The 20280-nt window shown below is 63.3% G+C and carries 21 protein-coding genes; 5 read left to right on the top strand and 16 right to left on the bottom strand.

Going from position 1 to position 20280, the window contains the following annotated elements; all coding sequences use genetic code 11:
- Position 1: 1 nt before the first annotated feature.
- A complete protein-coding gene (locus IF690_RS06580) occupies positions 2–1102 on the bottom strand; it encodes an efflux RND transporter periplasmic adaptor subunit (protein WP_202699334.1) in 1101 nt (366 codons plus the stop codon).
- A 93-nt stretch (positions 1103–1195) separates the two neighbouring features.
- Between IF690_RS06580 and IF690_RS06575 the strand changes: the two genes are divergently transcribed.
- The gene (locus IF690_RS06575) at positions 1196–1840 is read left to right on the top strand and encodes a TetR/AcrR family transcriptional regulator (RefSeq protein WP_202699333.1); all 645 of its coding nucleotides are present in this window, start codon (positions 1196–1198) and stop codon (positions 1838–1840) included.
- Between the two features lie 73 nt (positions 1841–1913).
- Here IF690_RS06575 and IF690_RS06570 read toward each other — a convergent pair whose 3' ends face one another.
- Positions 1914–2696: a class I SAM-dependent methyltransferase gene (locus tag IF690_RS06570; protein ID WP_202699332.1), complete on the bottom strand. Its 783-nt coding sequence runs from the start codon at positions 2694–2696 to the stop codon at positions 1914–1916.
- Between the two features lie 94 nt (positions 2697–2790).
- Between IF690_RS06570 and IF690_RS06565 the strand changes: the two genes are divergently transcribed.
- On the top strand, positions 2791–3411 hold the full coding sequence (locus IF690_RS06565) for an energy transducer TonB (protein WP_202699331.1): 621 nt from the start codon (positions 2791–2793) through the stop codon (positions 3409–3411).
- A gap of 68 nt (positions 3412–3479) precedes the next feature.
- Here the strand turns inward: IF690_RS06565 and IF690_RS06560 are convergent, their stop codons facing one another.
- The 6 genes from IF690_RS06560 to ppc all read right to left on the bottom strand — a co-directional run bounded on the left by IF690_RS06560 (position 3480) and on the right by ppc (position 10027).
- Positions 3480–4307, bottom strand: a complete 828-nt coding sequence (locus IF690_RS06560; protein ID WP_202699330.1) for an isocitrate lyase/PEP mutase family protein — start codon at positions 4305–4307, stop codon at positions 3480–3482.
- A gap of 33 nt (positions 4308–4340) precedes the next feature.
- Positions 4341–5201, bottom strand: a complete 861-nt coding sequence (locus IF690_RS06555) for a DUF72 domain-containing protein (RefSeq protein WP_202699329.1) — start codon at positions 5199–5201, stop codon at positions 4341–4343.
- On the bottom strand, positions 5201–5503 hold the full coding sequence (locus tag IF690_RS06550; RefSeq protein ID WP_202699328.1) for a hypothetical protein: 303 nt from the start codon (positions 5501–5503) through the stop codon (positions 5201–5203). The genes IF690_RS06555 and IF690_RS06550 overlap by 1 nt, the downstream gene beginning before the upstream one ends.
- Positions 5504–5687: 184 nt before the next feature.
- A complete protein-coding gene (gene tsaB, locus IF690_RS06545; RefSeq protein ID WP_202699327.1) occupies positions 5688–6362 on the bottom strand; it encodes a tRNA (adenosine(37)-N6)-threonylcarbamoyltransferase complex dimerization subunit type 1 TsaB in 675 nt (224 codons plus the stop codon).
- A 97-nt stretch (positions 6363–6459) separates the two neighbouring features.
- Complete coding sequence (gene adk / locus IF690_RS06540; protein ID WP_023969765.1) at positions 6460–7107, bottom strand: adenylate kinase; 648 nt, start codon at positions 7105–7107, stop codon at positions 6460–6462.
- A gap of 289 nt (positions 7108–7396) precedes the next feature.
- Positions 7397–10027 (bottom strand): phosphoenolpyruvate carboxylase, encoded by a 2631-nt coding sequence (ppc, locus tag IF690_RS06535; RefSeq protein ID WP_202699326.1) that lies wholly within the window; start codon positions 10025–10027, stop codon positions 7397–7399.
- Positions 10028–10267: 240 nt separating this feature from the next.
- Here ppc and IF690_RS06530 point away from each other — a divergent pair, with 240 nt between their 5' ends.
- The 3 genes from IF690_RS06530 (at position 10268) to lptF (ending at position 12140) form a co-directional block, all read left to right on the top strand.
- Positions 10268–10612: a pilin assembly protein gene (locus IF690_RS06530; RefSeq protein ID WP_202699325.1), complete on the top strand. Its 345-nt coding sequence runs from the start codon at positions 10268–10270 to the stop codon at positions 10610–10612.
- A 287-nt stretch (positions 10613–10899) separates the two neighbouring features.
- A complete protein-coding gene (locus tag IF690_RS06525) occupies positions 10900–11298 on the top strand; it encodes a DUF4398 domain-containing protein (protein WP_023969763.1) in 399 nt (132 codons plus the stop codon).
- Between the two features lie 53 nt (positions 11299–11351).
- On the top strand, positions 11352–12140 hold the full coding sequence (gene lptF, locus IF690_RS06520) for a lipotoxin F family OmpA-related lipoprotein LptF (RefSeq protein WP_202699324.1): 789 nt from the start codon (positions 11352–11354) through the stop codon (positions 12138–12140).
- Positions 12141–12248: 108 nt separating this feature from the next.
- Here the strand turns inward: lptF and IF690_RS06515 are convergent, their stop codons facing one another.
- The 8 genes from IF690_RS06515 to IF690_RS06480 form a co-directional block, all read right to left on the bottom strand.
- Positions 12249–12575: a PA3694 family proteiin gene (locus IF690_RS06515; RefSeq protein WP_202699323.1), complete on the bottom strand. Its 327-nt coding sequence runs from the start codon at positions 12573–12575 to the stop codon at positions 12249–12251.
- On the bottom strand, positions 12572–13489 hold the full coding sequence (locus IF690_RS06510; RefSeq protein WP_202699322.1) for an alpha/beta hydrolase: 918 nt from the start codon (positions 13487–13489) through the stop codon (positions 12572–12574). Before IF690_RS06510 ends, IF690_RS06515 begins: the two co-directional genes overlap by 4 nt.
- Before the next feature lie 124 nt (positions 13490–13613).
- Complete coding sequence (locus IF690_RS06505) at positions 13614–14891, bottom strand: flavohemoglobin expression-modulating QEGLA motif protein (RefSeq protein WP_202699321.1); 1278 nt, start codon at positions 14889–14891, stop codon at positions 13614–13616.
- 32 nt (positions 14892–14923) lie between these two features.
- A complete protein-coding gene (locus tag IF690_RS06500; protein ID WP_009047177.1) occupies positions 14924–15469 on the bottom strand; it encodes a hypothetical protein in 546 nt (181 codons plus the stop codon).
- A gap of 148 nt (positions 15470–15617) precedes the next feature.
- On the bottom strand, positions 15618–16334 hold the full coding sequence (locus IF690_RS06495; RefSeq protein WP_009047176.1) for a TetR/AcrR family transcriptional regulator: 717 nt from the start codon (positions 16332–16334) through the stop codon (positions 15618–15620).
- 101 nt (positions 16335–16435) lie between these two features.
- On the bottom strand, positions 16436–17935 hold the full coding sequence (gene lysS / locus IF690_RS06490; RefSeq protein WP_202699320.1) for a lysine--tRNA ligase: 1500 nt from the start codon (positions 17933–17935) through the stop codon (positions 16436–16438).
- Positions 17936–18045: 110 nt separating this feature from the next.
- A protein-coding gene (gene prfB / locus IF690_RS06485) for a peptide chain release factor 2 (protein ID WP_124310445.1) occupies positions 18046–19141 on the bottom strand; the annotation gives its coding sequence in 2 pieces (ribosomal slippage) (positions 18046–19068 and positions 19070–19141; 1095 coding nt in all).
- A 107-nt stretch (positions 19142–19248) separates the two neighbouring features.
- Positions 19249–20250: a response regulator gene (locus IF690_RS06480; RefSeq protein ID WP_007927977.1), complete on the bottom strand. Its 1002-nt coding sequence runs from the start codon at positions 20248–20250 to the stop codon at positions 19249–19251.
- Positions 20251–20280 lie beyond the last annotated feature (30 nt).

Raw genomic sequence — 20280 nt, 5'->3', positions numbered from 1 at the left:
ATTACTCCTTGGCCGCCAGGTTGACCACGCGGTTGGAGCGATCCACCGGGCGTACCTGCTGCCCCTCATGGAGCACATGCACACCCGCCGCCACTACCCAGTCACTGACCCCGAGGCCTTCGAGCACCGGTACGCTCTTCTCGCCGAAGGCACCGAGACGCACCGGGGTCTTTTTCAGGGTGTTGTTGGCGTCGACCCGCCAGACATAGGCGGCACCGTTTTCCGCGGTCACCGCCGACAGCGGCACCGACAGCGGCACACTGGCCGCGGTCTGGATGAATACCCGGGCGCTCTGCCCCAGTTCGGCCGGAACCTTGCCGGCGGTAAAGGCGATGCGGGCGGCGAAGGTGCGCGAACGTGGGTCGGCGGCCGGCGACAACTCACGGATCTGTCCGGCGAAGCGCTGGTCGGGCTGGCTCCACAACTCCACCGACACCGGCTGGCCGATGCGAAAGCGGCCGAAACCCTGCTCCGGCAGGCTGATCAGCACTTCCCGCTCGCCGTCGGTGGCCAGGGTAAAGACGGTCTGGCCGGCGGCAACCACCTGGCCGACCTCGACCGTACGCCGGGCCACGACGCCATCCTGGGGCGCGCGCAGCACGGCGTAGCCGGCCTGGTTGCTGGCCACGTCGAACTCGGCCTTGATCTGCTTGAGCCGGGCCAGGCCCGAGCGATACAGGTTCTCGGCGTTGTCGTACTGGGAACGGCTGACCAGTTGCCGGTCCATCAGGGTCTTGTAGCGGTCGCGCTCGGAGCGCACCAGGTTCAGGTTGGCTTCGGCCGCTGCCACCTGGGCCCGGGTGGCTTCCAGTTGCAGCCGCACGTCCTGCGGATCGAGCTCGGCCAATGGCTGGTCGGCTTTCACCCGCTGCCCCTCATCGACCAGTCGTCGGCTGACCTTGCCCCCAATCCGGAACGCCAGGTCCGGTTCGTAACGCGCGCGGACCTCGCCGGGGTAGCTGTCCATGGCCTGTGCCGCGGGCTCCGGTTGCACCACCATGGCTGGGCGAACGGTAGTTTGCGCCGTTTCTTCATGCCCGCACGCGGACAGCAGAACGGCCAGGCTGACGGGCAACGCGAGGGGTAAGGCATAGCGGAACATGGTGAGGGACCTTTCGCTAAGGGTGCTTCGAATAATTATACTGGCGGGTATGTTATTAATAGCAAACTCACCAGTCCAGTATTAAAGCGAAGAATGTCCGACAATCTTTCCACCCCAAACGGCCCCGGCCGCCCCAAGGACCTGGCAAAACGCCAGGCCATCCTCGAAGCCGCGAAAGCGCTGTTTCTGAGCAATGGCTACGCCAACACCAGCATGGACGCGGTGGCCGCCGAAGCCGGTGTTTCCAAGCTGACGGTGTACAGCCATTTCAACGACAAGGAGACACTCTTCTCCTCCGCGGTAATGGCCAAGTGCGAGGAGCAACTGCCGACGCTGATCTTCGAGCTGCCTGCCGGCATGCCGATCGAAAGCGTGTTGCTGAACATTGCCCGGGGCTTTCACCTGCTGATCAACAGCGAAGAATCCTTGAACCTGCATCGCCTGATGCTGGCCCTGGGCAGCCAGGACCCGAAGCTCTCGCAGATCTTCTTCGAGGCCGGCCCCCTGCGCATGCTGCAAGGCATGGAGCGGCTGTTGGCCCGGATCGACCAGAGCGGTGCCCTGAGCATCGACAAACCGCGCAATGCCGCCGAGCATTTCTTCTGCCTGCTCAAGGGCACGGCGAACTTTCGCCTGCTCTACGGCTGCGGCGAGCCTCTGAGCGACGAAGCCGCCGAAGAGCATGTGCGGGAAGTGGTGGGGTTGTTCATGCGCGCGTATCGGCCGGAGTCGGCCTGAGGGCGGGTGGCGACGCAGCGAGCGGGACGCCCGGTCCCTGCTCGCTACAAAGGCCCGAAAGCCCCGATGAAGATCAGGCCTTGAGCGCCTTCTTCGGATAGATATCGTAGCGGCTGGACTTGCCGTCCAGCGCATGGCTCGGCTTGGGGCCGGCGATGCACGGCGCCTTGCGCGGGCGCTTGACCACCACCCGGTGGCTGGCCAGGGCCAGGGCGGCCTCCAGCAGCGCCGGGGCATCCGGGTCGTCCCCGACCAGCGGGCGGAACAGGCGCATTTCCTTCTTCACCAGCGCGGTCTTTTCCCGATGCGGAAACATCGGGTCCAGGTAGATCACCTGAGGCGGCTCGCCCTCCCAGTTGCGCATGACCTCGATCGAGTTGCCCTTGAGCAGGCGCATGCGCGCCACGATCGGCGCCACTTCGAAATCCTCTCCGGCCCGGGCCAGGCCATCCTCCAGCAAGGCACCGATCAATGGCTGGCGTTCGATCAGGCTCATCTCGCAACCCAGGCTGGCCAGGACGAACGCATCCTTGCCCAGCCCCGCCGTGGCATCCAGGATCCGCGGACGCACGCCCTGGGCGATCCCCACCGCCTTGGCGATCATCTGCCCGCTACCGCCACCGTACAGCCGCCGATGCGCCGCGCCGCCTTCGACAAAGTCTACGCGCACCGGTCCTGGTGCATCGGCGCCGAGCTGTTGCAGTTGCAAGCCCTGCTCACCGACCTGCAGGGCGAACTCCGCGTCGTCGATCTGCAAGGGCAGCCCCAGTCGCTCGGCCCAGTGCGCCGCCTGCGGCTGGAATGCATCGGCCAAGGCCTCGACTTTGATGCGGCAGGCCGCTGGTTGCTCACTCATCTGAAAACACGCTCAAAAAATTAATGATCGGCAAAAACTGCCGATAAAAGAACTATCCGGCATTTTGCCAGAGCTGAGCGTCGACCCGAGAGAAATGTCAGACATTCGAAGCCTATCCATTGGCGTCATATCGCCCCACGGCGATTACGGCCTCAAAAATTCCCAGGCACTGAGCGGCGTCAGCCATCTGTGGCAGGATTTTTTTGCCCAGGCGCTGGCCGAGCAGCGCGGCGATGGCACGAAGGTCACTGACGACAGCTCTCGGGTGGCCGTGGACGGCCCGACCGAACCCCATGGCGGCAGCGACCTACTGACGCAAATCGTTACCCAGCGCCATTGCGACGTCCAGGACACCGAGATCCGCCCGCCGGAGCCGCTGTTCCTGCCGATCGCCGAGTTCGAACTGGAGCTGCTGGACAAACCCTTTGCGCCCTTCCCACCAGAAGAAATCGTCGCCCAGCAACGCCAGCAAGACTTCGAAAGCGGCTGGGTACGCCCCATTGTCCTCAATGCCGGCCAGCCCCTGCCCGAGCCGAGCCCGGCGCCGCAACCACGGCCGTTGCACCTGCCGATCGCCGAATTCGAAATGGACCTGCTGGACAAACCGTTTCCGCCCTTCCCGCCGGAAGAGCTCATCGAGCAGCAGAAACAGTTCGATTTCGATACCGGCTGGGCGCGTCCGCTGATCCTGCAGAACCTGCGGATCGCCGCCTGACCTTCAACCGGCCGCGTCAGGCACTCATTAGCCTGAGCGCAGTCAGCAACGACACTTTCCCGTCCCGCTCAACCCTTGAACAACTGGTTGATCTGCCCGAACGGCATGGCCTGGTCGGCAAAGTCGAAGCTGCCGTGCTCGCGAATTTCCTGCGCCGCCTGGTAGAAGGCGCCGTAGGCGGCCCGCGCCAGGGTCGAGCCGACGCTGATCCGTCTCACCCCCAGCTCGCTCAGTTGCGACACGGTCAATTTCAGGCCGCCCGACATCAGCACGTTGACCGGCTTCGGCGCCACCGCGCGGACCACGGCGATGATTTCCTCGGCCGAGCGCAGCCCGGGCGCATACAACACATCGGCGCCGGCCTCGGCATAGGCTTGCAGGCGGCGAAGGGTGTCCGGCAGATCCTGCCGGCCATGCAGCAGGTTCTCCGCCCGCGCCGTGAGTACAAAGGGAAAAGGCAATTGCCGCACCGCGGCGACCGAGGCCTCGATACGCTCGACCGCCAGCTTGAAGTCATAGATCGGATCATCGGCCCGGCCCGTGGCGTCTTCGATGGAGCCGCCCACCGCCCCGCAAGCGGCCGCTTGGCGCAGGGTCCGGGCACAACCTTCGGGGCTGTCGGAAAAACCGTTTTCCAGGTCCACCGCCACCGGCAGATCGCTGGCCCCGACTATGGCGCGAACGTTGCCCAGGGTGTCGTCCAGGGACAAGGCGCCTTCAGCGTCGGGGCGGCCCAGGGAGAACGCAAAACCGGCGCTGGTGGTCGCCAGGGCCTCGAAACCGAGGCTGGCCAGCATCTTGGCGGAGCCCGCGTCCCAGGGGTTGGGAATCACGAAGGCCCGATCACGTTCATGCAGGGCCTTGAAGGTTTGGGCTCGAAGGGTTTGCGCATCCATTGGCGGACTCCTGGGCAGGGACATGATCCCGCCTCAGAGCAAGCCGAGTTGCTCCGCGGCGGGCTCTCTGTATAGCTCAGGCAAGGCCGGCAATCCAGGCAGGCGCTCCATCAGGCGCGCGTGGAAACGCCGCGCCAGCTCGGCGGCCAGGCGGTTGTCGGCGGTGTGCAGGAAGATGTAGGGGGTTCGCCCTTCCTCGATCCAGCCGGCGACCTTGTCGATCCAGGGCACCAGGAACGGATCATTGGCCTCGAGCTGCGGATGACCGATAAAGCGTACCTGGGGAAACTGGGTGAAGGCCGCAGGGCGCGGCGGCACCTTGGGTTTCTTCGATTGCGCATGGAGCACCGACGGCTCGCTGGAAGTGCAACTGAACAAGGCGCGCGGGTCGAGGCAGATGCGCTCCACGCCGCGATCCAGCAGCAGGCGATTGAGCATGCGCTCGGCATCGCCCTTGGCGAAGAAGTCCCGATGCCGGACTTCCACCGCCAGCGGCCGCTCCAGGCCATCGATAAAGCCCGCCAGCTCGGCCAGGCGTTGTGGCGTGAAGCTCGCAGGCAGTTGCAGCCACAACGGCGAAACCCGCTCGCCCAGTGGGCTGAGCAACTGCAGGAAACTCTCGGCCGCGCCCAGCTGCTCGCGCAGGTCGCCGCCATGGCTGATGTCGCCGGGAAACTTGGCGGTGAAGCGGAAATGTTCCGGCATGGTCTGCGCCCAGCGCTGCACCGTGGCCTCGGCCGGGCGCGCGTAGAAGGTGGTATTGCCTTCCACGGCATTGAAGACCTGGCAATACAGGCCGAGAAAATCCGTCGGCCGCGCACTTTCCGGGTACAGGTACTCACGCCAGGCGTTTTCGCTCCAGGAGGGACAACCGAGGTAGTAAGGCAGCAACATCAGATGTGCAGGTCGAGACCCACCACTTCCATATCCCAATCGACGAAACCGGCGGTGGTCAGGTAGCTGGCCAGGGCGTTGGCGACGCTTCTTTTCATGGCGCGCTGGAAGATCATGTCCTGTGGACGGGCGGGAAGATTGCCGGTGCGCCCGGCAGAAGCCTGGGAGCGCGCCTGGGCAGGAGGCTCGGGTGGGACGTCGACGGCATCTGCGTCCTCGAGGGAGTCGTCCAGCAGCACACTGCCTTTGCGAGGCTTGCGCTTGATGGGGTAGGACTGAGAGGAAATGCCGTCTATGCGCATAAATACATGCCCGATATCAATGATGGCAATTTAGCGGCACCCAGCCGACTACGCAAATGCCCGAGTGATAACTAGAACACAGAAAATGCAAAAGGTTTAAAAGCCGCCGGAAACTGCCGCGAAAACCTGACGATTGGCACGTTCATCGCTGGGATTCATGCTGGCAAACGGCCCTGTAGCGCAGTCAGCGCGCCTTGGGCGTGGCCACCTTGTCCCGCAGGTACACCGGTTGCGCCTCGTCCGCCGGGATCGCCTCGCCGCGTTCCCAGGCAAAGCGCGCCAGGGTCAGCAAATCTTCGGCGTGGGGCAACATGCCCGCGTCCTGGCCGCTGAGTTCGACGCCGATACGCTCGGCGTAGCCCCAGCCGGTGCCCGCGCCGAACCAGGCGCCGCTGGCGTCCGCCGGCAATGCGACGGCTTCCGGCGGCAGCACCGCTTCGGCCCCGGCCAGGCGCATCTCGCCAGCCACTTCGCGGTAGCAGCCCCAGTAGACTTCATCCATCCGCGCATCGATGGCGGCGGCCACCTGGGTCGCGCCGTGTTCGCGCAAGGCCCGCTGCGCCAGCACCGCCAGGTTCGACACCGGCAGCACCGGGCGCTCCAGGGCGAAGGCCAGGCCCTGCACCACGCCAATGGCGATCCGCACCCCGGTGAAGGCCCCCGGGCCACGACCGAAGGCAATGGCATCGACGGCCTGCAGGCTGGTGCCAGCATTGGCCAGCAGCTTCTGGATCATCGGCAGCAGCTTCTGCGCATGCAGGCGCGGGATCACCTCATAGTGGCTCGTCACCTTGCCGTCGTGCAGCAAGGCAACCGAGCAGGCTTCAGTCGCGGTGTCCAGGGCCAGCAAGGTGCTCATCGATGTTTCCATAAGGCAGAGGGAATTGAAAAAGTGACGCATTATAAACAGCAACGGCCCGCAAGCGGGCCGTTGAAGATGAAGCCGGTACGACAGGTCAGTTCAGCGCTTCGAGCACCTTGCTGGTGATCGACTCGACCGAACCGACGCCGGCGATGTGGCTGTACTTCGGCTTGCCCTGATTGGCGGCCAGGCCTTGGTAGAACTCCACCAGCGGCTTGGTCTGGGAGTGGTAGACCGACAGGCGATGACGCACGGTTTCTTCGGTGTCGTCTTTACGCTGGACCAGGTCTTCACCGGTGATGTCGTCTTTACCGGCGATTTTCGGCGGATTGTAGACAGTGTGGTAGACGCGGCCCGAGGCCTCGTGTACACGGCGACCGGCAATACGCTGGACGATCTCTTCGTCGTCGACGGCGATTTCGACCACGTTGTCCAACTCGACACCGGCCTTGACCAGCGCTTCGGCCTGAGGAATGGTGCGCGGGAAGCCGTCGAACAGGAAACCCTTGGCACAATCGGCCTGGCTGATGCGTTCCTTGACCAGGTTGATGATCAGGTCATCGGAGACCAGGCCACCGGCGTCCATCACGCTCTTGGCTTTCAGGCCCAGCTCGGTGCCAGCCTTGACCGCTGCGCGCAGCATGTCGCCGGTGGAGATTTGCGGAATGCCGAATTTTTCAGTGATGAACTTTGCCTGAGTACCTTTACCGGCCCCGGGAGCTCCCAGCAGAATTACGCGCATCGATGTGCTCCTCAATTTTTTATTTAGAAACGCTCGGATTCGCCTCGTGGGGCCAATCTCGGAAATGGGATAGTGGCCGCCCAAACGGCCAAAGGCTGATCAAGATACACAGCCGACACAGCGCACACAAGCAGCCGAAAGTCGGAGCAACCCGCCGACTTTATGCCCTGGCGACAGGGTGTTGCTGGTCGCAACCCCATAACAAAGTGTCGCCTGGCGACGGTCGCCAGCCCTTTCGGGCCAGCGCTCGAAGTACCGCGCCAAGCCACTGAAAACCCCGGCAATTACCTTAGCCGGTATTACGCAAACCGGCGGCAATCCCCGCCACAGACACCAGCAGCGCCCGTTCCACCGGGCTGTCCTGCGCGCCGTCCTGGCGCCGCGAACGGGCCAGCAGTTCGGCTTGCAATAGATGGAGCGGATCCAGGTAGGTATTGCGCAGGCGAATGAACTCCAGGGTGTCAGGGCTATGTGCCAGTAACTGCGACTGACCGGTCAGCCCCAAGACCACCGAACACGCCTGCGACAATAAGTCGCGTAAATGCGCACCCAATGGCAGCAGCGCCGGTTCGACCAATCGCTCGTCGTAGGAACGGGCGATATCCGCGTCGGCCTTGGCCAGCACCATCTCCAGCATGTCGATGCGCGTGCGGAAAAACGGCCACTGTTCGCGCATCTGCCCCAGCAACTCGCCCTCCCCGCGCTCCAGGGCCTTGCTCAAGGCGGTTTCCCAGCCCAGCCAGGCCGGCAGCATCAGGCGTGTCTGGGTCCAGCCGAATATCCACGGGATGGCCCGCAGGCTTTCGATGCCGCCGGCGCGCCGCTTGGCCGGCCGGCTGCCCAGTGGCAGGCGCCCCAGTTCCTGCTCCGGCGTGGACTGGCGGAAATACTCGACGAACTGCGGGTTCTCCCGCACTACCGCGCGATAGGCCTTCACCCCATCGTCGGCCAACTCGTCCATCAGGTCGCGCCATGCCGGCTGAGGCAATGGCGGCGGCAACAAGGTCGCCTCCAGCACCGCCGCCAGGTAGAGATTGAGGTTCTGCTCGGCGATGTCCGGCAGGCCGAATTTGAAACGAATCATTTCCCCTTGCTCGGTGGTGCGGAAACGCCCCGCCACCGATCCCGGCGGCTGCGACAGGATCGCCGCGTGGGCCGGGCCGCCACCACGTCCCACGGTACCGCCGCGACCGTGGAACAGCAGCAGCTCGACCTGCTGCTCGCGGCAGATATCCACCAGTTTTTCCTGGGCCCGGTACTGCGCCCAGGCGGCGGCGGTGGTGCCAGCATCCTTGGCCGAGTCGGAATAACCGATCATCACTTCCTGTGGGCCCTGCAGGCGCGAACGATAGCCCGGCAGAAGCAGCAACCGCTCGATCACCGGGCCGGCGTTGTCCAGGTCGGCCAGGGTTTCGAACAGCGGTACCACGCGCATCGGCCGCAGCACACCCGCTTCCTTGAGCAGCAGTTGCACGGCGAGCACATCGGAAGCCGCGCCGGCCATGGAGATGACGTAGGAGCCCAGCGAAGCCGCCGGGGCCGCGGCGATTTCCCGGCAAGTCGCCAGGACTTCCGCGGTGTCGGCCGATGGCTTGAAGTAACCGGGCAGCAGCGGACGGCGGCTGCCCAGTTCGCGCATCAGGAACTCGATGCGCTCTTTCTCACTCCAGTCGCCGTAGCGGCCCAGCCCCAGGTAGTCGGTGATCTCGGTCATGGCCGCGGTGTGCCGCGAGGAGTCCTGACGCACATCCAGGCGCACCAGGAACAGGCCGAAGGTCACCGCACGGAGCAGGCAGTCGAGCAGCGGACCGTCGGCGATCACGCCCATGCCACATTCATGCAGGGACTGATAGCAGAGTTCCAGCGGGTCCAGTAACTCGCGGTTGTTCTGCAAGACCTGGGCAGTCGCCGCCACGCTACCGCTCAACGAGGCCTGGGCCCAGTTGCGGGTGGCCCGCAGGCGCTCGCGCAGTTGCTTGAGCACCGCGCGATAGGGTTCGGCGCTGTCGCCGGCCAGGGTCCGCAGCGCCGCGTTGGCCTGCTGCATGGACAGGTCGGCAGCCAGTTGATCGACATCGCGCAGATACAGGTCGGCCGCCATCCAGCGCGCCAGCAACAGCACCTCGCGGGTCACCGCCGCGGTGACATTGGGGTTGCCGTCACGGTCGCCGCCCATCCACGAAGCGAAGCGGATCGGCGCCGCCTCCAGCGGCAGGTGCATGCCGGTGGCCGCATGCAGAGCCTGGTCGGCCTTGCGCAAATAGTTGGGGATGGCCTGCCACAGCGAGTGTTCGATCACCGCGAAGCCCCACTTGGCTTCGTCCACCGGGGTCGGCCGGGTACGGCGGATTTCTTCGGTGTGCCAGGCCTCGGCTATCAGCCGCTGCAAGCGGGTCTGGATCTGCGCGCGCTCGGCCGAGGTCAGGTCGCGATGGTCCTGGGCGGCCAGTTGCGCGGCGATGGCATCGTATTTCTGGATCAACGTGCGGCGGGCGACTTCGGTAGGGTGGGCGGTCAGCACCAGTTCGATTTCCAGCCGCCCCAATTGCCGGGCCAGTGCCTCGGCGCCATGGCCTTCGGCCCGCAGGCGCGCCAGCAGTTCCGGCAGCACCCGCGACTCGAACGGCGCCGGCTGCGACTCCTCGCGACGGTGAATCAACTGGTACTGCTCGGCGATATTCGCCAGGTTGAGGAACTGGTTGAACGCCCGCGCCACCGGCAGCAACTCGTCCTCGCTGAGCTGGTTGAGGCTGGCCCTGAGTTCGGCATCCAGCGAACCGCGCCGATCGGCCTTGGCGCCCTTGCGAATCTGTTCGATCTTGTCGAGGAAACCCTCGCCATACTGTTCACGAATGGTGTTGCCCAACAGCTCACCCAGCAGGTGAACATCTTCGCGCAAGCGCGCATCAATATCGGTCATCTACCTGTTCTCCAGCGGACTCGGGGCTCCTGGTAAGCCCCAAGAGTGCCGCCAGCGCATGATTTTTAGCAAGGGCGGGCTTGGCGCGAACGGCTCCGGGCAAGGCCGGCGTACGACGAAGCGCCTTTAAACCTTGTGCGATGGAGCTAGTCTCAAGAGTAAGCCGCACAACGGCTTAGCGCCGGCACAGGCCGGTCACTCACCAGGCCCTGCCACAAGCAGGTGTTCATTGAGGTTGCCATGAAAATCCGTGAGCTCGCGCAACACTGGGAAGAAAACGCCAAGGGTCGCCTGACCAAGACCGGCTACACGATCTACCTGGATGTCGAAGCCGCCGCACGCCTGGCGGCAATTTCCGAGATGTACCCCAAGCGCCGGACCGAGGAACTGCTCGGCGAACTGATCGGGGCCGCCCTGGAGGAACTCGAAACCAGCTTCCCTTATGTCCAGGGCCAGCATGTGGTCGCCACCGACGAGGAAGGCGATCCACTCTACGAAGACATCGGCCCTACCCCGCGTTTTCTCGCCCTGTCGCGGCGTTATCTGCATGATCTGTCGGCTCAGGCAGACGAGCAGACACACTGATCCACTCCTGCATTTCTCACCGATAAAAGCGTTATTCCTGACCCCGGATCGGGTCAGGAGTACCCCTGCGCGTGGCAAAAGTTCCTTATTTAGAGCCTTGTCCGCGCGGTCAGAAAACTTCCGGGCGATGGGCCATATTCTCTGAACTATTCAAAAAAGCCTCAGGTCACAGCCAATAACCATCACTGGAACGGCCGTTTCATTTTCAACGCCCTCAGCCTTGTCGTCACTCAGCGTTACGGCGTCGGAACCGGGATGGATTTTGATGTTTTTCAGGAGAGAAGACCATGAAGATCAGCACTGCCAAATCCTCGTCCACCCCTCTGCGCGGGCTGAAACTGGCCGCGCTGGCTCTCGGTAGCAGCCTGGTCCTGGCCGGTTGCGCCGGTAATCCGCCGAGCGAGCAATACGCGGTGACGCAATCTGCGGTCAATAGCGCAGTCAGCGCAGGCGGTACCGAATTTGCCGCCGTGGAAATGAAATCGGCTCAGGACAAGCTCAAGCAAGCCGAGCTCGCCATGCACGACAAGCACTACGACGAAGCCCGGCGCCTGGCCGAGCAGGCCGAATGGGACGCCCGCGTCGCCGAGCGCAAGGCTCAGGCAGCCAAGGCCGAACAGGCATTGAAGGACTCTCAGAAAGGTGTTCAGGAACTACGTCAGGAAGGCATGCGCAGCGTGCAATGAGCCGCGGGCGCCGATTCCCACGTATTCGCCATCGATAAAAGGACGAAACCATTATGCGTACACAACTGATGATCCCTGCCTTGTTGGCCCTGAGCGTGGCGCTGGCGGCATGTTCCACCCCGCCTAACGCCAACCTGGAAAACGCCCGGACCAACTACTCCGCCCTGCAGGCCAATCCGCAAGCCACCAAGGTGGCGGCCCTGGAAACCAAGGACGCCAGCGAATGGCTGGACAAGGCCGACAAGGCCTACCTGAACAAGGAGGACGAAAAGAAGGTCGACCAACTGGCCTACCTGACCAACCAGCGGATTGAAGTGGCCAAGCAGACCATCGCCCTGCGCACTGCGGAAACCCAGCTCAAGGACGCCGGCGACCAGCGCGCCAAGGCGCTTCTCGATGCCCGCGACGCGCAGATCAAGCAACTGCAATCGAGCCTCAACGCCAAGCAGACCGACCGCGGTACCCTGGTGACCTTCGGTGACGTGCTGTTCGCCACCAACAAGGCCGACCTGAAATCCAGCGGTCTGGTCAACATCAACAAGCTGGCCCAGTTCCTGCGCGACAACCCTGACCGCAAGGTGATTGTCGAAGGCTACACCGACAGCACCGGCAGCGCCGCTTACAACCAGTCGCTGTCCGAGCGTCGCGCCACTTCGGTACAGGTCGCCCTGATCAAGATGGGTGTCGATCCGGCACGCATCGTCGCCCAGGGTTACGGCAAGCAATACCCGGTTGCCGATAACGGCAGCGTTTCCGGGCGCGCCATGAACCGTCGCGTGGAAGTCACCATTTCCAACGACAACCAGCCGGTCGCGCCACGTTCGACCGTCAGCGCCAACTAAGCCCGACCCCGCGCGATAAACCGTGCAGCCAATAAAAAGCCCCGCCTTGATCGGCGGGGCTTTTTATTGCGGCAAACGGATCGCGGCTTGCGCTGGCAAGCCTTTCGGTCACTGCTCCAGCTGCGGGGTTTCCTGGCCCATGCAACGCACGGCGCGCTTCTTGTTATTGACCAGCACGCCGGTCAGGCCTTTCTGCTCGGTATCGAACAGCACCAGCACGCCATCGATGCATTGCGCCACCTCGGCGGCCGGCTCCAGGGACACCTTGTAGTCCTCGCCGGGCACGGTCTTGAGCATGGTGAAATCGTTGAGCAGCAACGCATCCTCTGGCTTGGCGAAATGCAGGTAGCCGTAGTACCACAGGCACGCCACGGTGCCGAGGATGCTGCAGATACCGGTGATGATCATGGGGATGGCGTTACGTTCTTCGCTCATTGCGGACTCTCTGGAGGTTCTACGACTGGATTCAAAGGTGCGGGGTAATTCGGGATTTCGCCCAGGCGGCGCAGGCCGTTGAAGTGCTGCGGATCCTCAAGGTAACGCAACATCACTTGGCGCCAGACCGGGTCGGCGAAGGTCTGCACATGCCCGCCGCGGGTCAGCTGCAACACCCTGGGCGGGGGCGCAGCTTGATACAGACGGATGCCGTTGGAAAGCGGTACGAGGGGATCGTCGATGCTGTGGTAGATCAGCTTGGGTACGCCATCCAGGCGCGCAATGGCCTTGATCGCACTGTCGCCATCCGGCACCAGCCAGGACAGCGGCACCTGGAACGGCCAGGTCATCCAGGACGTACTGAGGGCAAAACGACCCACCTCGCGGTAACTGGCCGGCACCCCGTCGAAGATGATGGCCTTGAGCTGGCGCTGGCGCTCCGGGTGCTGCTCCACCAGATAGTGGATGGCCAGGGCACCGCCCAGGCTCTGGCCCAGGACGATCAGCGGCTTGCCCTGGGCCTCGGGCGCCCGGTCCAGCCACTGGAAGGCCGCGTCGACGTCCTGGTAGATCGCCGGCAGGCTCGGTTTGCCTTGTGACACCCCGTAGCCACGGTAGTCCACCAGCAGCACCTGGTAACCCTGCTCCGGCAACCACCAGCTGCCGCCAAGGTGCCCGGACAGGTTGCCGCCGTTGCCGTGCAGGTGCAGCACCGTGCCCTTGACCGGCACCCCGGCCTTGGCCGGCAGCCACCAGCCGTGCAGGCGCGTGCCATCGGCAGCGCTCAGGGTGACGTCGCGGTAGTCGAGCCGGGCCTTGTCCGGGGTGAACGGCAAACCGCGCTCGGGATAGAACAGCAGCGAACTGCAACCGCTCAGGGTCAGTAGCAGGCAGACAATGCCGAGGACTCGCATCCGTTTGAAGCCTTTTGCTGAGGGTGAAAAATTACCTCTTTTCTGTAGGAGCGAGCTTGCTCGCAATAGCGTTCCGTCAGTTGCGACGCCATCGCGAGCAAGCTCGCTCCTGCATGAGAAAGGGTTACAGGATGTTCGAGTAATCCGCCTCGATCCGGTCCAGGCTCAGGTGGTTGAGGAAGTTGGAGAAACACATCCAGGCCGACAGCGCATTCATGTCGCGGAACTGGTCCGGCAGGTACTTGGGCGGCACCACCAGGCCTTCGTCGACCAACTGGCGCAGGGTACGCATGTCCTCCAGGGTGGTCTTGCCGCAGAACATCAGCGGTATCTGCTCGAGCTTGCCCTTGCGCACGGCCAACTGAATGTAGTTGTAAACCATGATGAAGCCCTTGAGGTAGGACAAGTCTTTGGTGAATGGCAGGCCCGTCGGCACCGAACCGCGGAACACCCGGCTGGCGTTGCCATAACTTTCGGCCATTTCGAAACCCTGCTCGCGGAAGAACGCGAACACCTGCATGAAGTCCGCGCCCTCCTCCACCATGTGAATGGCGCGGGTGCGGTTGGTCAGCTTGCGCAGGCGGCTCGGGTAGGAGGCAAAGGTGATGATCTCCATCAGGATCGCCAGGCCTTCCTGGGTCACGGTCGACGAGGGCGGCCCCTTGGACAGGAAGGTGCAGATCGGCTGGTTCAGGCCGTTGAGGGTAGTGCCCACATGCACCAGGCCTTCGTGGACCTCCAGGGCCCGCACATCGCGCTCGTTGAACAGGGCGTCGGCGCGGATCTTGATGTAGTCGGCGCCGGCCGCCGCGTCGGCGACGATGCCGTCGGACTCGAAGACCCGGATGGTTTCCTCGGCCTCGCCGAACACCTTGTTCAGCCGGCTTTGCAGCAGGCTCACGGCTTCCTTGGCGCTCAGGGTCTTGGGTTCGTCCTTGAGATCGCCACGGCCGTCGATGTTGTTCAGGTAATCCGAGAGCATCAGGCCCAGGTCGGCCAGGGTCGGGTCGCCGGCATGAAAGGCGTCGGAGGCCGCGCCGTAGAGCTCCTGGGAAATCAGCCCGAAATCCTCGGTGCCACGGGCCTCGAGCATCCGCACCACCATGCGGTACTCCTTGCACATGCGCCGCATGATCTGCCCCACCGGGTTGAACTGGCCCAGTTGCCGGGTGATGTCACGCTCGATGTTCTGGAACTCCAGCTTCACCGCGCTGGAGTCGAACGACAGCGGCCGGCCTTCGTAATAGGCGCGATCCACCGCCGGCATTTCCTTGCCCTTGGCCTTGAGGAAACCTTTGCGGATGTTGTCATCCCACTTCACCGCATCCAGCACGCGGATCGGCGTCTGTGCCAGCACAATGCGATCGGACAAGGTGCGTATCGTCTGCTGGTAATCGTCCACCCCAAACTCCTGTTAAAACGTCTGTACTGCGTTTACTTGCCTGCCCGCTGGAAACGCGCCGCCTCGACGAACACGTCGGAGTTGGCGGGGTCGTCCAGATAGGCGAAAACCTGTGGCAGCGCACTGTCGATCAGCACGCCCTCGCCGTCCTTGGTGTCGAACGGCTCGCCTCGCAGGGCGTTCTGCCCGCGGGCCTGATTGATCTGCTCGAGATCGAGCTGGTAGAGCACCAGTTCGTGGTCGTCGGTCAACTCGAAACCGGCGATGGTGAAGTGCCCGCCCAGCGCCTGGGGCACCGCCGCCGAGAGATACCAGCGGCTGCCATGGCGGGAAACGGTGAATTCGTAGGTGTCGTGTTGTTGCGGCCTGGCCTTGACGGAAGTGACGGCCTTGTAGCGGTTGTTGCCGATGCGGCTCAGTTGCAGGGTAAGCGGTTCGCCCCAGGCATTCTTGCTGGTCCATTTGCCCAGCAACGCCGCGGGCGCGGCCTGATCCGCCGGCAAGGGTTCCTTGAAGGACACCAGGCAGCCGCTGAGCAGCAGGAACGACAAGGCGATCACAACGCGCCAGGCTTTCATTCAACACTCCCTATCAGCAGTCGACTCAAACACGCGTAGCAGCTGATGAAACCTGCGTTCGCTCCAGCGCCCATGGAATCGCAGGAAGACCCTTCGACCAGCGTGGCCCGGGCCATCGCTGCCTGCGGCAGCGGCTACCGGGACAGCATCACACCGAGGCCAGTACCAGGTGCATGTACCGGGTAAGAATACCCAGCATATCCTCGTCGGCCAGAGGCTCCGCCCCGTTGAGCAGGCCCTGATATTCCATCCGTCCGATTATAGACGTCAACACTTTGGCATCCTGCTGCGGCTCGCGGGAACCCAATACCTGGAAAAACTGGCAGGTGCCGTGCAGCAGGATCTGCTGGTGGGAGCGCACCAGCACCGCCAGGCGCGGGTTGAGCAGCGCCTCCTGGCGAAACGCCTGCTCGGCCATCAGATGCTCGCGGCGGTTGTGCAGTTGGCGCTGCACGTAGTCGGCGGTCAGGCGCGCAATGTCATCGGCCAGTTGCGCGCGGGACTCCGGGCTGCCGTCGCCATAGGCGACCATCTCCCGCAGCAAGCCCTCGTTGTTGGCCCAGAGCTTGGCCATGAAGGCGGCGCTGCGCTCGACGTATTGGGCGAAGGTATCGGTGAGCAGGTCATCGATATCCTTGAAGTAGTAGGTGGTGGCCGACAGCGGCACACCGGCTTCGGCGGCGACCGCGCGATGGCGCACGGCGCGCACGCCATCGCGCACGACAATGCGCATGGCCGCGTCGAGAATATCCTGGCGACGTTGCTCACTGCCCTGTCGGCTGGCCTTGCGGCCCTGGTACTGAACACTTTCAGCGACCGCAGTGGCGATGCCAGCTGCACCTTCTTGAGCAATTGCACGGTTCACGACAGGTATTCCTCTCACATAAAAAATGAAAAAAGCAGTACGTCAGTGCCACACAGACAATAAAAAGCCGCCTGTTAGCGGCGGCTTTTTATTCAACATATTTACGCTTGCGGCCGCATGTGCGGGAACAGGATCACGTCGCGGATCGACGGGGAGTTGGTCAGCAGCATCACCAGGCGGTCGATGCCGATACCTTCACCGGCGGTCGGCGGCATGCCGTACTCCAGGGCGCGAACGAAGTCGGCATCGTAGTGCATGGCTTCGTCGTCACCGGCGTCCTTGTCGGCCACCTGGGCCATGAAACGCTCGGCCTGGTCTTCCGCGTCGTTCAACTCGGAGTAGGCGTTGGCGATTTCGCGGCCACCGATGAACAGCTCGAAACGATCGGTCACGTTCGGGTTCTCGTCGTTGCGACGGGCCAGCGGCGAGACTTCGAACGGGTACTGGGTAATGAAGTGCGGCTGCTCCAGCTTGTGCTCGACCAGCTCTTCGAAAATCATCACCTGCAGCTTGCCCAGGCCTTCGAAGCCGAGCACCTTGGCACCGGCCTTCTTGGCAATGGCGCGGGCCTTGTCGATGTCGTTCAGGTCATCGGCAGTCAGCTCGGGGTTGTACTTGAGGATCGAGTCGAACACCGACAGGCGGGCGAACGGCTCGCCGAAGTGGAACACCTTGTCGCCATACGGCACGTCGGTGCTGCCCAGGACCAGCTGCGCCAGCTCGCGGAACAGTTCTTCGGTCAGGTCCATGTTGTCTTCGTAGTCGGCGTAGGCCTGGTAGAACTCCAACATGGTGAATTCAGGGTTGTGCCGGGTCGAAACGCCTTCGTTACGGAAGTTGCGGTTGATCTCGAACACTTTCTCGAAACCGCCGACCACCAGACGCTTGAGGTACAGCTCCGGGGCGATACGCAGGAACATTTCCATGTCCAGGGCGTTGTGGTGGGTCTCGAACGGCTTGGCCGCCGCGCCGCCTGGAATGGTCTGCAGCATCGGCGTTTCCACTTCCAGGAAGTCACGCTTCATCAGGAAGCTGCGGATGTGGGCGATGACCTGGGAGCGCACGCGGAAGGTTTCGCGTACGTCTTCGTTGACGATCAGGTCGACGTAGCGCTGGCGATAGCGCTGCTCGGTGTCGGTCAGGCCGTGATGCTTGTCCGGCAGCGGGCGCAGCGACTTGGTCAGCAGGCGCACATGGGTCATCTCGACGTACAGGTCGCCCTTGCCGGAACGGGCCAGGGTGCCTTCAGCGGCGATGATGTCGCCCAGGTCCCAGGTCTTGACCGCGTTCAGGGTGTCTTCCGGCAGGGTCTTGCGGTTGACGTAGACCTGGATACGCCCGGTCATGTCCTGGATCACCATGAACGAGCCACGGTTGAGCATGATGCGACCGGCAACCTTGACCGGAATCGCCGCCTCGGCCAGCTCTTCCTTGGTCTTGTCCGCGTACTGTTTCTGCAGGTCGTTGCAGTAGTTGTCGCGGCGGAAGTCGTTGGGGAAGGCCTGACCCTTGGCGCGCTCGGCAGCAAGCTTTTCCTTGCGCAGGGCGATCAGGGTGTTTTCTTCCTGTTGCAGGGCCTGGTCGAGTTGTAGGTCGCTCATGTCTTTAAAATTTCCATCACAGGTTCGTTGCCCCTTGCCTGTGGCAAGGGATCGCGGGCCGGCCTCGCTCCTACAGAAGCACGCCGTGCCCGCGGCATGGGTGTCGCGGCTTACAGCCCCGATTTCAGGCTGGCCACCAGGTATTCGTCGATGTCGCCGTCGAGCACCTTGTCGCAGTCACTGCGTTCGATGTTGGTACGCAGATCCTTGATCCGCGAGGCATCGAGCACGTAGGAGCGGATCTGGTGGCCCCAGCCGATGTCGGACTTGCTGTCTTCCAGCGCCTGGGAAGCGGCGTTGCGCTTCTGCATTTCCTGCTCGTACAACTTGGCCCGCAGCATCTTCATGGCGGTGTCCTTGTTGGCGTGCTGGGAACGTTCGTTCTGGCAGCTGACCACGGTGTTGGTCGGTACGTGGGTAATACGTACGGCCGAGTCGGTGGTGTTTACGTGCTGACCACCGGCACCGGAGGAGCGGTAGGTGTCGATCCGCAGGTCGGCCGGGTTGATCTCGATTTCCACCTTGTCGTCGATCTCGGGCGACACGAACACGGCCGAGAACGAGGTGTGGCGGCGGGCGCCGGAGTCGAACGGGCTCTTGCGCACCAGGCGGTGCACGCCGATCTCGGTGCGCAGCCAGCCAAAGGCGTACTCGCCCTTGATGTGCACGGTGGCGCCCTTGATGCCGGCGACTTCGCCTTCGGACAGTTCCATGATGGTGGCATCGAAGCCACGCTTGGCGGCCCAGCGCAGGTACATGCGCAGCAGGATGTTGGCCCAGTCCTGGGCTTCGGTGCCGCCGGAGCCGGCCTGGATGTCCAGGTAGGCGTTGTTCATGTCCATCTCGCCGCTGAACATGCGACGGAATTCCAGCTTGGCCAGGGCCTCGTCGAGGCGGGTCAGTTCGGCGACCACGTCGCCCACCGCGCCTTCATCGTTCTCTTCGACGGCCATGTCCAGCAGATCGCGGCAATCGGCCAGGCCACCGGACAACTCGTCCAGGGTCTCGACGATCTGCGCCAGCGCAGCGCGTTCGCGGCCCAGTTCCTGGGCGTATTCAGGCTTGTTCCAGACGTTCGGATCTTCAAGCTCGCGATTGACTTCGGTCAGACGCTCATGCTTTTGATCGTAGTCAAAGATACCCCCGAATAGTTTCGGAGCGCTCGGACAGGTCCTTGATAGTGTTAAGGATCGGGTTGATTTCCATGGCAGGCAGCACTCGTTGGCGAACTTTTGAAAGCCGGCGAGTATAACGTAATCAAGCTGGCGCGGCAGCCCGCCTGGCGGCTTTAGGCCCCCGCGGTGGTGGTTTTTTCACTCGATCCCTACCTGGTTGCGACCATTGTGCTTGGCCAGATACAGGCCTTTGTCGGCGGCCGAGATCAATTGCCGGCAACTGGTGCTCGGCTGCGGCGTCATGGTCGACAGACCGATGCTGATGGTCAGGCTGGCCCCTTCGGTCGGCGCGATATGTGGAATCTTCAGCGCGGCCACGGTCTGGCGCAGCTTTTCGGCCACCAGTCGCGCCCCGCCGGGCGAGGTGTTCGGCAGCACCAGGGCAAACTCCTCCCCGCCATAACGCGCCGGTAAATCCGACGGTCGGCTGCTGGCCTCGCGGATCGCCGTCGCCACCTTGCGCAGGGCTTCATCGCCCTCCAGGTGGCCGAAGTTGTCGTTGTAGGACTTGAAGTAGTCGACATCGATCATCAGCAGCGACAACTGGGTCTGGTCGCGCATTGCCCGGCGCCATTCCAGTTCCAGGTACTCGTCGAAATGCCGGCGGTTGGACAGGCCGGTCAGGCCATCGGAGTTCATCAGGCGCTGCAGCACCAGATTGGTATCGAGCAACTGCTGCTGGCTGACCCGCAGCGCGCGATAGGCCGCGTCCCGCTGCAACAGGGTCATGTAGGAGCGCGAGTGGTAGCGGATGCGCGCCACCAGTTCGATGTTGTCCGGCAGCTTGACCAGGTAGTCGTTGGCCCCGGCCGCGAAGGCCGCACTCTTGATCAGCGGGTCTTCCTTGGTCGAAAGCACGATGATCGGAATGTTCTGGGTCGCCGGGTGGTTGCGGTACTCGCGCACCAGCGTCAACCCGTCCAGGCCCGGCATCACCAGGTCCTGCAGGATCACCGTGGGCTTGATGCGAATCGCCTGGGCAATGGCCTGGTGCGGGTCGGCACAAAAGTGGAAGTCGATGTTTTCTTCATTCGCCAACCCACGCCGCACAGCCTCACCGATCATTGCCTGGTCGTCGACCAGCAGCACCATCGCAGCATTTTCATCGGTTTTAAAATCGTCGAGCTGTAAATCATTCATGGGTTGTCACCTGAGTTGCTACCTGGCCAG

This window comes from Pseudomonas sp. SK3(2021) (assembly GCF_016772375.1).
GTDB lineage: Bacteria > Pseudomonadota > Gammaproteobacteria > Pseudomonadales > Pseudomonadaceae > Aquipseudomonas > Aquipseudomonas chlororaphis_I.
This window is presented reverse-complemented; position numbering and strand designations above follow the sequence as displayed.